The organism is Methanobrevibacter filiformis (assembly GCF_001639265.1).
Classification (GTDB): domain Archaea; phylum Methanobacteriota; class Methanobacteria; order Methanobacteriales; family Methanobacteriaceae; genus Methanacia; species Methanacia filiformis.
In genome coordinates this window covers 1-14,213 of the sequence record NZ_LWMT01000259.1, presented here as the reverse complement: position 1 = coordinate 14,213, position 14,213 = coordinate 1, and the positions used below count along the sequence as shown (strand labels likewise).

Sequence of the window (14,213 nt, the reverse complement as noted above, 5' to 3'; positions counted from 1 at the left end):
GATAGTTGAGAGTGCTTTGTCTGGATGGAAATGCATTATTTACAATTCCATTAAGTAGAGATATGTTATTTAATGATAGATGTGATAGATAGTTCACCATAATGCCTAATGATTGGACTTTGTTGGTGTAATTACTATTTTTATCAACAAAAGGTTCTAATGGTGTTTGATGTGTTTTTCCACATTTCCTACATTTGTAAATTGTGGATTCTATTTTTTGATTTTTATTCAGATTTCTAAGACCATAATCATGTATTTTAAATGAGTCTGAACCACAACATTCACATTTAAAATCACTATTATCGATGTAACGACATTTAAGACTCCTACCTGTCATTTTTTCCAATGTTTGATGATATATTGGGTCTACACGATTATCTAAATATAATATTTCTTCTTCTATCACAACTCTCTTGGAACCATCAGCATTATATATTTTAACATTCAAATTATTACTTGGAGGAAGTTTGTTTTCTCTTTGCATAGATTTAACTATATTCTTCCTCCATTTAATTAATGTTATTATACTCACTTTTTTTTGAATTATGCTGAACATTACATGTATATGTTGTACTTTTCATTGAATTTTTTCACTTGTTCACCCTGAAGTTTTTGACACAGTCAAAAAGTAATAAAAAGTAATAATAAGTAATAAAAAGTAATAAAAAGTAATAATTAAAAATAAAAAAAATTAATCAGAAATATATTGAGGTTTAATAATTAATCAAAAAAGTCTGAAACTGTTATTAAAGGTTCTAATTTAATACCTCTACTTTCAAATCTTTCAATTGCGCCATCTTCACGATCAACAACAACAAATGCTCTTTTGACTATACCTTGGTTTTGTGAAATAGCATCAATAGCTTTTAAAAGTGACCCTCCAGTAGTCGTAACATCTTCAACAACTACAACATTATCCCCTTCACTTAAAATTCCTTCTATTAATTTAGAAGTACCATAATCTTTTTTTGCCTTTCTAATCATGAGCAGAGGAATGTTTGATTCTAAAGAAATAGCCGTAGCTATTGGAACCGCACCAAGAGCAGGTCCTGCAATTTTAGCAACACAGTCCCCTTCAATTTTTTCAGAAATCAAAATAGATATTGTTTTTAATATTTCAGGATTAGTAATACCTTTTTTCATATCAATATAATAATTACTCTTTTTTCCAGAAGATAAAACAAAATCACCAAATTGAACAACATTATTTTTCTTTAAAAGATCCATTAAATAAGATTTCGATACCAATTCATCACCCATCAATTGTTAATAAAGTAAATATTTAATCATTAATAGTTTTAGCTATTTAATCATCTAATTAAAATGCTCATTAATTAAGTAATAGTTTAGTTAGTTTTTAAGAATAATTTTATCACCAATTTTCTTAATAATACCAAATGGTATGATAATTTCATCTTTACTTATAATGTCTGAAAATATTCCTAATTTTTTTATTATTAATCCTTCAATTTCAAAAGAGTCTAAATTAAATTCAACATCAACAACTTTTCCAATTACCATTGCTTCCACATTTACTACTTCTTTTCCAATTAAATTTTCTTTTATTAACATAAAGAACCCACACATGATTAATAACTATTAATCTGAATCATGCCTATTAATCCAATGAATAAACTAATCCATAATATTCTATTAATCTTTATTCCAATTAATTAAACCATACACAACACACAATATCATGGACAGTACCAAAAGTACATATCCTCCCCAAATCCATGGGTCTAGAATTCCTAAAAACATTTTAACACCTACCCTACACCATCAAAACAGTTATCAATGTGTTCTGATTCCATTGGCTTTGTAAGTAAAGATACAACAACTAAAAATATAAATGAAATAGGAACAGCTATTAAAATTGGATCAACAACAGACCATGGAAGAGACAAAATTAATGATTCTTGACCAAATAATAATTTACATATTCCTAAACCTTTAGCTGTTTTTCCAAATACAAAAATTAACCAAAATAGACTAGCTATTGTCCCAGAAACTATACCTGCGATTGCACCTTGACGATTTGCTCGTTTCCAGAATAACGCAGCAATATATACAGATAAAAAAGCAGCTGCACAAATACCAAAGAAGAGTGCAGTTCCTGTTGCAACAATACTTCCTGGAAGTACTAAACTAAGAACAAATGCTAATAACACTGCTATTAAAATACCTATTTTTGTAAAATTAAATGATTTATTATTTTTAAACCCTTTTAAACTACCATATATATCTCTTCCAAGTGAAGTTCCCTGAGCAAGATATTGAGAACTTAGTGTAGACATTGCAGCAGCTAACAATGTTAAAAGAAAGACATATACAAACCATTCTGGCATTGTTGAGCTTATAAATGTAGGTATTATTTTATCAATATTTCCTCCAACAGCATTAACTGCAATTTGACCTAATTCATTAAAGAAGTATACATTAGATAGTGCCCCAACAATGTATGCAGTTCCAACAACAAAGAATATGAATATTCCTCCTATTAATACTGCACGATTTAGTTCTTTGTTAGATTCTACTGTCATGAATCTTACAGCTAATTGAGGTTGAGCAAGTACCCCTATTCCTACACCCATGATAATTGTAGAAACTAAGTACCACCAAAACTGACTTCCAAAAGTTGGAAATGTCGTCCAGCCCGTAGACCCAAGTGCTTGAGCTGAAGCTGGGAAATGTGGTGCCAAATTTGTTAAAGCAAGATGAGATGTTTCTATCCCTCCTAAAAGCCAATAAGTAACTATGAGTAAAGCAGCCATACTTACAAGCATTATAGTTCCTTGAACTGCTTCAGTATACATCACTCCTTTTATTCCTCCAAATATAACATAAGCCGCAACAACTATGGACAATATTATAAGAGCCAATTGAAAATTCATTGAAAGAGAGGTTTCCATAAACCTTGCAGCTCCAATTAAGACAACAGAAGCATAAATAGGCATTCCAAGGAAAATTATAAGTCCACTGAAATATTGTATGAATTTACTATCAAATCTACGAGACAAAAACTCAGGAAAAGTTAAAGACTTAAGATTATGGCCAATAGCTCGTGTTCTTTTACCTAAAACAACAAATGCTATGAATATTCCAACAAATATGTTTAGAAATGCCAACCATAATATCCCCATTCCAAATTGACCAGAAACTCCTCCAAAACCCACAATAGCTGAAGTACTAATAAAAGTAGCACCATAACTTAATGCCATAATGTAAGGATGAGTTTTCCTGCCTGCTAACATGAACTCTTCTGACGAATTCGTTCTTTTCCAAGCTATATATCCTACATACCCAATTAAGATAAAATAAATTAAGAAAACGATTACTAAAATTAAAACATCCATTAAAAAAACCTCATATATAGATAAAAACTTATTAATTACTACATAAATTTAAACAATAGAAATGATATATTTATTACTAAAAATAATAATTATTACACAAAATAGCTATTATTAAATTTATTATTTTTATTAACTAATATAAATTAACTAATATAATAATTATTAATAAATTAAAGTTTATCTTATTTTGATTTATGAAATAGTATTATATAAAAACTTAATTTATATAAACCTTTATAAATAATATACAGATGATAAAATTAGAAATAAATACAACTACTAATTACAATATAAAATATCAAGAAAAGATAAGTATTAGGAATAAAATGCTATTTGAAGGTTATTAAATCCATATATAAGAAAAATAACTGAAAAAATACACTAAATAGCTATATTAATAGAGATAGTTAATTATAAAAATTAATATTAAATGGGATAGTATGATATGGAATGAAGAAATGGAAACTATGAATATTGACGATAAAAAAGAACATCAATTAAAATTACTTCAAGAAACTGTTAAAAAGGCTTATGAAAATGTTCCTTTTTATAAAAAGAAATTTGATGAAATAGGAGTGAAGCCTGAAGACATAAAAGAGTTAAAAGATATTGAGAAACTTCCTTTCACTACAAAAACTGATTTAAGAGAATCTTATCCCTTTGGAATGTTTGCAGTTAATGAGGAAGAAATAGTTGAAATCCATACAACTTCAGGAACAACTGGAAAACCAACAGTGTCAGGTTATACAGAAAGAGACATTGAAATATGGGGAGAAGTAATAGCTAGAGCAATAACTATGGCAGATGGAACTAAAAAAGATATAATCCAAAACTGTTACGGATATGGTTTATTTACAGGAGGACTTGGAATACATCATGGAGGATACAAACTTGGAGCAACGGTTATCCCCATATCTGCAGGAAACACTAACAGACAAATCGAAATATTAAAAGATTTTCAAAGTACCATACTTACATGTACTCCCTCATACGCAATGTATTTAGCAGAAGTTCTTGAAAAAGAAGGAATTGAAAAAGAAGATATTAATTTAAAATCAGGAATATTTGGAGCTGAAATGTGGACTGAAGAGATGAGAGAAGAGTTAGAACGTAAACTTGGAATAATTGCCCTAAACATTTATGGATTAACTGAAGTTATAGGTCCTGGTGTTGCAACAGAATGTAAAATAAAAAAAGGACTTCATATCTCAGATGATCATTTTTATCCAGAAATAATTAACTCTAAAACAAAAAAAACCCTAGATGAAGGACAAAAAGGAGAGTTAGTTTTAACAACAATTACTCGAGAAGGAATGCCAGTTATAAGATTCAGAACTAAAGATATAACATCAATTACTTGGGAAAAATGTGAATGTGGAAGAACCACTCCACGAATGTCAAGAGTAACTGGTAGAACCGATGATATGCTGAAAATTAGAGGAGTAATAGTGTTCCCATCTCAAATTGAAAGAGCGTTACTTAAAATAGATGGTTTAAGCCCTAATTATCAGATAATTGTAACAAGACCAGGTAATCTTGATGAAATAGAGGTTAAGGTAGAAGCAACTGAATCCTTATTTTCAGATGAAATGAAAGAAATGGAAGAAATCGAAAAAAACATTGCATTGCAAATCCATAAGGAAATTGGAATTAGAGTTGATGTTAGTTTAGTAGAAAGTGAAAGTCTTCCAAGAAGTGAAGGAAAAGCTGTTAGAGTTGTAGATCATAGAAAATTTGATTAAATAGCTATTATATTAAAAGGAGATTACAAAATGAATATCAAACAAATCTCAGTTTTTATTGAAAATAAAGAAGGGAGATTGAAAAAAGCTTTAGAAACACTTGGAAATGCAGGAATAAATATAAGAGCACTTTCAATAGCAGACACAACAAAATTTGGAATAATTAGATTAATTGTATCAGATAATGAAAAAGCAAAACAGCAATTACAAAAAGATAACTTCATTGTAAAAGAAACCGATGTAATAGTAGTTGAAATTCCAGATAAACCAAATGGATTATCCATTATATTAGATTTACTTGATAAGGGTGAAATAAATCTAGAATATCTCTATGCATTTACAAGTAATAAAACAGAACAAGCTATTGTAGTTATAAAACTTGAAGATGTTGAAAAAGGAATTAAATATTTAGAAGAAGGTAATGCCACATTATTATCTCAAGAAGATATTGATAATTTATGATTTTAAATAATAAGAAGTTTTATAAACTTCTTTAGCCTATTTAAACTAAAATAAAAAGTTTTATAAACTTCTTTAACCTATTTAACTAAAACTTCTTAAGTATTTCACCATAAACTTCTTTTAATTTTCCTTCTGAATTTTCGTAGATTCTTTTTAATATGAATTCAGGAGTACTTCTTGCTAAACAGTTCATTTTAGGTGTTCTATCAACAATAAGTTCGTATTTTTCATCTAATCCTTTTGCTTCAATACCATCTACACGTATATCTGTGTATTCCATTAATTCTTTAGCCATGTGAGTAACAATGATTCCAAAGGACTTAGATTCTTTTATCATATCAATAAAACTCGATATGATTTTAACTGCTGCTTCAAGTTCAGTTATTCCTTCAAGCTCGTCCAATAGTACAAGTTTTTCACTGTCTGTTGTTACTATTGGAATAAAGACATTTAAGAATGATTCAAAAGCACCTGCATCTAATGAACGTTTTTTAGAAAAATGATACATTTCATCTAATAACTTAACTTCAGCAGATTCTGCACATACAGGTAATCCCATTTGAGCCATAATAGCTATTTGCCCAATTGTTTCAAGAAGAGTTGTTTTTCCCCCACTATTTGCTCCAGTAAGTAATGCTATGTTATCTGGAACAGATAAATCATAGTCTACTCTTTGAATATTATCTCCTTTTTCAAGTCCTAACTCCAAGTGTAATGCTCCTTTCAATTTAAAGCTATTTGCGAATTTAGGAGGACTTAAATTGTATTCATGAGCAAAACTACCTAAACAAAATCCATAATCAAATTCTAAAGCTTCTTTAACTTCAATTATTGCTTTTTCTTTAATAGCTCCAAGTTGACTTGCTACTGTTGATTTAATATCAAATATTCTATTCTCTTTTTTAGAACTTTCCATTTGTTTTATTCTTTCAATTTCGTTTTCATCTAATTCTAAGGGATATTTTCTTAAAAACGGATCAAAATCAATTCCACTTTCAGACTTTATAGTGTTTTTAGCTTTTGTAATTATTTTATCAAATATTTTACCTATTTTTGGAGGAATTTCATTATTTAAAAGGTCTAACACTTCATCTCCATCAATATCGATATTTTTAATAGCTTCTTTAAGTTCATTATCAGCAATTTTTTTAGATGAATTTATAATTTCATCTAAATCAATCTCTTTTAGTTTAAATGAGTCAACACTTTCTAAAATAGTCACTACATCTTCTAAAACTGAATCTTTACCTAAAATTTTCCTTATTTCTAAAACTTTTTCAAATAGCTTTTTATTATGATTAAAGTAATCTAAAATAATTTCTGGAACTATTTCATGAACTGGAGAGTCTTTGTTAATCATTACAAGATTATTTGAATCATCTACTTCTAAAAATCCTTGAGTGTAAACATATATAATTAATTCATAATTTTGAAGCTCTTCTTCTATCATCATTGATTCAGATAATGTTATTATTGGATAATATTGATTTAGTTTAAGATCAAGCAGGTAATCATAGTCTTCTGGACTTTCAACTAAAATAGCTTTACTTGCATCGAACTTTGGTCTAACTTCTTGAGGTTCATGAAGATTTTTCATTAATTTTTGAAGTTTAGATATTGGTAATTTAGAAACTGCTTCTTTTGCATTCATTACAAAGGATAGTTGTTTTTTAATTGCTTTTATATTTTTACTTGGTGCTAAAAGCAGTATTCTATTTTCTGAATATTTTGTATTAGAATAGGATAAAATTTTCTCTATAATTTCATCATATAGCTGAATAGCTCGATCACTTTTTAAGAATTTTTGAGCAGGATTTCCAAGAAGTTGATTCATGATTTCAATCGATTTTTTCTGACTTATTCCTTCAATTGAAGATATTTTCTCAAGATCTAACTCTTTTATAATTCTATTTAGTTCTTTTTCTCCACCAACATGCTGAACTATTTTACTGGATAATTTCTCTCCTACTCCTTTAATATTCTTTAACTCCAAATTTGTAGCTGCTGCGCCCATTAGAATACACCATCGCGTTATTAATTCCATATCTAACATAATTATCAATTAAATCCATATTATCCGATTCCCAATAATTATTAATTGATAGTAGACTTATTATTAATATCTTAATATGAAAATATTATAATATCAAGTATTATAAGTTAACTAAAACCATTTTCCACAAGATTGATTTTAAGTTCTAGTTGTAAGTATGTATATTACTATATGTCTAATTTACACAAGAGCATTTGAAAAGTAATATTTTAAGAAGAAATAGTAAGGAACCTTAATGTAAGGAACCTTAATAAAATAGAAAATATAAAACTAAATTTGAAACATTAGCAGAAAGAATGAAAGTAAAAATCAATGATATTACTTAACACCTTTAAAAAAGTTACCTTTACTTGTTTCAATACCTAAGCTATGAACCATTTTGTCATTTAATAAATTAATATCCTTTTCTGATAAAAAATCATCTTCAATAACAATTTTATAATAAGTAATTAAGTTACATATATAATTTTTAGATTTCCACCTACAATCAAGAGCAAAATTATGAATAGCTAATGATTTTAAATAGGGAATGCAATTTAATAAAGATAACTCTTTATTACTAACTAAAATATTATTTCCAGCAATATCTTGTTTAATAAAATAGTCATTACCTTCAGAATCTGTTAAAAATAAATTTTTATCTATTTTATCTTTTTCACCTCTTTTATCTATTTTAGATGTTTTATTTTTTTTAGAATTAATTAAATTCTTTGAATTTGAATTATTGAAATATAAATTAAACATGTTTATTTTAGTCTTTAGTAATTCAATATTTCCTCCAACAATTGCTTCAATAATTGGCATTTTAGAATTATTCAATAAATCACTGTTTAAATCAATATTATAATTAATTTTTTGATTGATATAATAATCAAACATAAAATTAGATAAATCTTTACTTGAAAGTTCTGTAGACAACGTTAATAATTTGAAATCACTTAATATAGATATACTTTCTTGATTAAAAATATTTAAGGATTTTGAACCATAGATACCTAAATTATCTTTAATTAAATCACTATAATTCCCTAATCCAGTCATTATTTTAATAGATATCCCTAATTTACTTAGAATTCCATAAGCTTTAACAAAACTTTTCTTTATTTGTTCATGTAAAATATCTGACCATTTCCAAACAAGTTCATATTTTTGACCTTTAGCTGTTAAAACAGCTTCTTTGATAAAATTAACAATATAACTTATATCAATAGAGCTATTTTTAAAAACTAAATTCTTAGGAGGAATTTCTATATAAATTCTCTTGCAAGCAGATGAATTTTTAGTTAAAAATTTCAAAACATCCAAATCATTAATATAAATAGATAAAGAGTATTTATTAGTGATATTTTGCTGAATTCCTTTAGAATCTAATATATCCAAGCTTAAATCATCTTTTAATTGTTTAATATCAATACCAATGAAATCATGTTGTCTAATAAATTCATCATATCTCTTTTTAGATTTAAATAAGCTCATATCATTTGGAGCATATGTAGCAATGATTAATGATTCTAACTTAGATAAAAAATCCCTTCTTAATTTGTTTATTTCACTTATCGGTGCAAATAAGTTATTATTATAAACTATTTTCAAATCATCAAGAATAAATGGAAGATCACCCAATTTTGAAAGTTGTTTTCCTAAGGTTACAGTATCTAATGGTTTATTCTTAGCTATTTCCCACTGAAAATTACTTTTTTCAACATGCTTAATTGATTTTCCATTTGGAAGTTTAATTTCACCAGTAAGCATAGGATAATTATTTTTATCAACTGTTAATTTAATATTTAGTTTTGATTTTTTAATATTCTTAGGGTTTTTATCACTTAATAATTCTTTTAAATACTTTGAAAAAGATAATCTTTTAGTTATATAAACATTATCACCATTAGAAAGTTCAAATTTTTGTGATTTATGATTTGATTTATTATTTTTCTGGTTTGAATAGAATTTAGCTATTTTTTTAATAGTTAATGTTCTAATATCCTCTGACTCCTTCAAAATAGGATTTGAAGATATGTCAAAACCATAGCTATTTTTAGAGGATTTATCTTCAATTAATAAACCATCACCTCTCTCAGGAATATTAACAATGTCATTTTTAATAGCTATTTTCAAATCATTACCTGTAATTTCCTCAATTTGACCTATAAAAAGACCAACATGCCCTGGTTTTTTTGGATTTAATAAACTCTTTGAATTCTTCTCAAATAAGTGACCAGAAGATAATTTCCTATTAAAAACAAGCTGAAGATTTTCTATATTTTTTAAATCTTGTTTATCAAGTTTATAGTTATTATATTCATTTTTATGTTTTTTAGTATTGTTTGATTTAGATTTTTTCAAATTTAAAAATCTCTTTTTCCTTTTATTTAATCCGTTACGATAAGAATTTACAACAATAGCCAAATATTCATTATTACGCATTCTACCTTCAATTTTTAAACTATCTACACCAATAGCTATTAAATCATCCAGATTTTCATATAATGACATATCTTTTGTTGATAATGAATAATCAAAGTTGTTATCTAAGATTTTATATTTTTTCCTACATGGTTGTGCACATGTTCCCCTATTACCACTTCGTCCACCTAAATATGAAGAAAATAAGCAGTTCCCAGAGTAAGAATAACATAAAGCCCCATGTATAAATATTTCAACTTCAATACCTAATTTATGTGCGAACTTTGTGATTTCTTTAACCTCATCAAAATTTAATTCACGAGGTAAAACCACACGTTGTATATTATGTTCCTTAGCCCATTTTATTCCTTCATTGTTATGTATATTCAACTGTGTAGAAGCATGGATTTTAAAATCATCAAATATTTTATTTATAATAGCTATTATCCCAATATCTTGGACTAAAACAGCATCAACACCTATTTGATACAATTCCATTAAATACTCTGTTACTTCCAGTAGTTCTTCCTCTTTTATCAATGTATTTACCGTTACATAAACATTTACATTGTATAAATGGCAAATCTTCACAGCTTCTTTAATCTCATTTAATGTGAGATTTTCTGCATATCTTCTCGCTCCAAACTTTTTTCCAGATAAGTAAACAGAACTAGCACCAGACAAAATAGCTATTTTTAATTGCTCAAAGGATCCAATGGGAGCTAGTAATTCAGGTAATATCAAAACAACACCTTCAATAAAGAATATATGATTAATAATTATAATATATAATTAGTTCTTTTAATAAGTATCTATTTTTGAAAAAATAATGGATAAATAAAGTATAAATATTGATTTATGAAAAATTAGTTATTTTGTTTTATGAGTAATAATTATTTAGTAATAGTTATGAAAAATAGTTATTTATATTTAACAATTTATTACTTCATTCATATCAATCCTTAGAGTTAATAAATAATCCAATAAGGTAGTAATAATAATAGTCTAAAAGAATCTAAAATTTCTTTCTCAGGCTATTCTAAGAACTGTTAGTGTTACTTTCATGAAAAAGCATTCCACACGTTTTTTTATCCTCTAGCATGAAAATTTAATTTAAAATCAAAAAGAATTATAATGTGTGATTATTACACACCAAATAGATTTAATTCAACCATAGATATGTTTTAAATTCATCTAAAAAAATTTTATTTTAGTCTATCAACCAATCAATGATTGCAAAATTTTTATTACTTACTTTTTTATTATTAGCTCCTTTCATGTTTGAATTTTTAAGACCAGTTTTACGTCTAATGAATATATCAACCCTTTTAAGATTTTCCACTGTTGCTTTAGTTTCTTTTTCATGGGCATGTCTAGCATTCGTATTACGATATCTAAAATAGAAATATGCAAAAAATACAAAACCTGCAATAGTAACAATCCACGAATAATCATCTGTAATTGGTGCAGTGAAAATTGCTATAATGATTCCAAATACTTCTACTACTGCTGATGTAGCAAATAGCTTGGGCATATGTATTGGTACACTCCCCATTATTTCTTTTGTTCTGGCATTTACTGCAACATAATGTAAGAGACTTTTCTTGCTACTCTTAACCTGCTGGTAGCTATATAACCAAACAGGTAAATATGCTGCAATCCATTTTTGTCCTTTAATATCTAGTTGTTCACTTGACCACTTAACACCTCTATCATAATGTGCTAAAGTTGTATTAGCCTTATATCTTGAAATATCTTTTATCTGACTGATTATTATACTTTTCAATTGTTCAATATTTATATCACGTTTTTCTGATGAATATCCTTTTAAATAGTTAGCATTCCATTTTACACTGTTTTCAGTATCAAACGGCATGATAGAATTTATTATATTATTTGTTTTTTCAGAGGACATGCCCATTAATTTATCAGAGCTTGATTCAATTGTTAAATCATCTATAAGGACATCAAATTCCCGTTCAACATTATATAAATCTGCATCATGAAGTGTTTCTTTATTTTTGTCAGAGCCTACAGTATATGTTCTAACTGTATGTTCTCCTTGTCCAGATAATTTTGAATGCCCATTTATATCAACAACCATGTAAGGCAAGTAAACTCCCATGACATTTTGTGTTGAGAATTCCTCTTTGAATTTTGGATGTGCGAAAAATTTTCTCTTTTCCACAAAGGTTTCAATTTCGACTTTTGCATCATCTTTTTTTAATTTGAATGGCAATACCATATCTGGTATAGCTCCATTTGGAATCTGCTGATTAATTGATAACGTATTCCTACACCAATGACATCTTGCTTGAGTAGTTTCCGTTGTATTAATTATTACCTCAGCCCCACAACTACTACATTTGAAAGTCAAAACATCTTCTACATCTGCAATAATATTTTGAGCTCCTGAACCTATTACTTCACCTTTTAAATTACGTAGATCTGAATCTGAATCTGTTCCAACTTTTTCTACTTCAAATTCATACCTACAAAAATTACATCTTAGTTTTCCATTATTTGCATTAAGTGAAATATCAGTTGCACCGCATTTAGGACATTTATTTTGCCCATCTTTAGCATCAGGATTTGTTTGAATAATTTTAGGTTCATTATTAGAAGTGTCTTCTTCACTATTATCCTGATTTTGATTATTAGAAGTGTCTTCTTCACCATTATCCTGATTTTGATTATTAGAAGTGTCTTCTTCACCATTATCCTGATTTTGATTATTAGAAATATCTAGTTTGTTGTTATTTTGATTTTCTAAATTACCCAGATTTTTTTCTTCCATAAACTAATCCCCAAAAACCTTAGATTTTTCTTTATCAAATTCTTCTTGTGTTATAACACCTGCATCCAGTAATTTTTTAAGTTTTAGTAATTTGTCATAAGGGTCTTCTTCTTTAGGTTCTGTTGATTTTGATGATTGTGATTCGACTGACTGTTGATTCTGTGGCTGTTGTTGAATATATTGTGATTGAGGTGTTTGATCATTTTGTTGTGTAGCTCCCATCATACCACCAGACGCATTCATTCCCATTCCCATGAATGCCATATTTGCTCCGCCACCAGTCTCTCCTGCTGATTGCATACCACGTGCTACTGATTGTTGCATAAATGCGTTTCCACGTGTCCCAGACAAAGCATCTGCTTTTTTAACATCACTTAACAATGTTTTTGTATCCTCATCATATTCAATTGATTGTATAGCAACATTTATTATTTCAAGACCCCTATCCCCTTTCCATTGGTATCCATCTTCTACAGCTTGTGACATTGATGCTGCAAAACCAATTTGATCTCCTTGAATTTTAGCAATACGATTTCCCTTGTTAGGATCGTTTGTATAATTGGAAAATGCTGCCGCTAAGCTACTTACAAATTCATTAAATAGTTGTGAACCTAAATCATTATCCATATCGGCTAAATCTAACAATGGTGCATCTGATTGTAAATACATAGCAGGTACAAAATTTTTTACAAATAATATTGGGTCAACTATTTTTAAAGTATATGTTCCTCTTGCAATTGCTCCAACTTGTGCACCCAAATATGCATCATCCCAATAGATTTCTGATTGTGTTCCAAAAAAGTTATTTGGTATTTCTTTTAAATTAACATAGAATGCTAATTGTTGCACACCTGGTTGCCCACCAAATTTCAAACGCTCCCATGATTGTTTTAATGTAGATGCTAAAATTCCGTCTCCTGCAAACAGTGATAATGCATTAGGATCATCAGAAGAATATATAAATCCGCCTGGTTCAGCAACAAGTCCAGTTATTCTTCCATCTTCTAATGTAATCAAAGCAGTCCCTTCTGGCACTACTATTTTACTTCCATTAGTTATTATATTTTTTGATCCCTTATTTGAGCCACGCCCTGCATTACTTCCTTGTGGCACTGCTTCAAATATTACTGATGTTCCAGTGATATCTGGTCTTGGTAAAAGAAAGTCCTTCCATTGGTCTGCAAGTGTTCCACCAATTGCTCCTGTAAATGCTTTAATAAATCCCATAAATAGATCTCTCCTAAAAATTTTGTTATTTTTTAAACTCTTGTTGGCTGTGCAATAATTATTTTTTGATTCTTTTTAGTTATGCTTAGTTTTAAATATTATGGGGTGTAATATATTATTAGTGTTTTTTAGTTTTTGTTGAGTTGGTGTTTATGGTTTTGCATGAAGAT

10 protein-coding genes and 1 pseudogene are annotated in these 14,213 nt (G+C 28.0%); 2 read left to right on the top strand and 9 right to left on the bottom strand.

The genetic code is table 11. The features are described 5' to 3' along the window. From MBFIL_RS08040 to MBFIL_RS08025, 5 genes and pseudogenes are all read right to left on the bottom strand, one after another. A pseudogene (locus MBFIL_RS08040) lies at positions 1-556 on the bottom strand (hypothetical protein); the annotation flags it as partial. Positions 557-720: 164 nt separating this feature from the next. Then, a complete protein-coding gene (pyrE, locus tag MBFIL_RS08035) occupies positions 721-1,248 on the bottom strand; it encodes an orotate phosphoribosyltransferase (protein WP_084266357.1) in 528 nt (175 codons plus the stop codon). A 102-nt stretch (positions 1,249-1,350) separates the two neighbouring features. After that, entirely contained in the window at positions 1,351-1,572 is a 222-nt protein-coding gene (locus tag MBFIL_RS08030; RefSeq protein WP_066973355.1) for a PRC-barrel domain-containing protein, read from the bottom strand. An 81-nt stretch (positions 1,573-1,653) separates the two neighbouring features. After that, complete coding sequence (locus MBFIL_RS11195; protein WP_342667598.1) at positions 1,654-1,761, bottom strand: symporter small accessory protein; 108 nt, start codon at positions 1,759-1,761, stop codon at positions 1,654-1,656. Positions 1,762-1,769: 8 nt separating this feature from the next. Then, positions 1,770-3,356 carry a sodium:solute symporter family protein gene (locus tag MBFIL_RS08025; protein ID WP_066973352.1) on the bottom strand — a complete coding sequence of 529 codons (1,587 nt, stop codon included), beginning with the start codon at positions 3,354-3,356 and terminating at the stop codon, positions 1,770-1,772. Between the two features lie 440 nt (positions 3,357-3,796). On the opposite strand from MBFIL_RS08025, the gene MBFIL_RS08020 reads away from it, so the two are divergent. After that, positions 3,797-5,098, top strand: a complete 1,302-nt coding sequence (locus tag MBFIL_RS08020; protein ID WP_066973350.1) for a phenylacetate--CoA ligase family protein — start codon at positions 3,797-3,799, stop codon at positions 5,096-5,098. 30 nt (positions 5,099-5,128) lie between these two features. Then, positions 5,129-5,560 carry a hypothetical protein gene (locus MBFIL_RS08015; RefSeq protein WP_066973349.1) on the top strand — a complete coding sequence of 144 codons (432 nt, stop codon included), beginning with the start codon at positions 5,129-5,131 and terminating at the stop codon, positions 5,558-5,560. Positions 5,561-5,645: 85 nt separating this feature from the next. On the opposite strand, the gene MBFIL_RS08010 is transcribed toward MBFIL_RS08015, so the two are convergent. The 4 genes from MBFIL_RS08010 to MBFIL_RS07995 form a co-directional block, all read right to left on the bottom strand. Then, positions 5,646-7,604, bottom strand: coding sequence for a MutS-related protein (locus MBFIL_RS08010; protein ID WP_245637482.1), 1,959 nt, complete (start codon positions 7,602-7,604; stop codon positions 5,646-5,648). 327 nt (positions 7,605-7,931) lie between these two features. Next, on the bottom strand, positions 7,932-10,763 hold the full coding sequence (locus MBFIL_RS08005) for a peptidase U32 family protein (RefSeq protein WP_066973345.1): 2,832 nt from the start codon (positions 10,761-10,763) through the stop codon (positions 7,932-7,934). A gap of 466 nt (positions 10,764-11,229) precedes the next feature. Next, entirely contained in the window at positions 11,230-12,816 is a 1,587-nt protein-coding gene (locus MBFIL_RS08000; RefSeq protein ID WP_211261743.1) for a TFIIB-type zinc ribbon-containing protein, read from the bottom strand. 3 nt (positions 12,817-12,819) lie between these two features. Next, on the bottom strand, positions 12,820-14,043 hold the full coding sequence (locus tag MBFIL_RS07995; RefSeq protein WP_066973344.1) for an SHOCT domain-containing protein: 1,224 nt from the start codon (positions 14,041-14,043) through the stop codon (positions 12,820-12,822). Between the last annotated feature and the right edge of the window lie 170 nt (positions 14,044-14,213).

Bases quoted from the DNA above. Each gene is read 5' to 3' on its own strand.
- MBFIL_RS07995 (WP_066973344.1), bottom strand. From the start codon at position 14,043: ATGGGATTTATTAAAGCATTTACAGGAGCAATTGGTGGAACACTTGCA.
- MBFIL_RS11195 (WP_342667598.1), bottom strand. From the start codon at position 1,761: ATGTTTTTAGGAATTCTAGACCCATGGATTTGGGGAGGATATGTACTT.
- MBFIL_RS08030 (WP_066973355.1), bottom strand. From the start codon at position 1,572: ATGTTAATAAAAGAAAATTTAATTGGAAAAGAAGTAGTAAATGTGGAA.
- MBFIL_RS08020 (WP_066973350.1), top strand. From the start codon at position 3,797: ATGATATGGAATGAAGAAATGGAAACTATGAATATTGACGATAAAAAA.
- MBFIL_RS08010 (WP_245637482.1), bottom strand. From the start codon at position 7,604: ATGGAATTAATAACGCGATGGTGTATTCTAATGGGCGCAGCAGCTACA.
- MBFIL_RS08000 (WP_211261743.1), bottom strand. From the start codon at position 12,816: ATGGAAGAAAAAAATCTGGGTAATTTAGAAAATCAAAATAACAACAAA.
- MBFIL_RS08025 (WP_066973352.1), bottom strand. From the start codon at position 3,356: ATGGATGTTTTAATTTTAGTAATCGTTTTCTTAATTTATTTTATCTTA.
- MBFIL_RS08015 (WP_066973349.1), top strand. From the start codon at position 5,129: ATGAATATCAAACAAATCTCAGTTTTTATTGAAAATAAAGAAGGGAGA.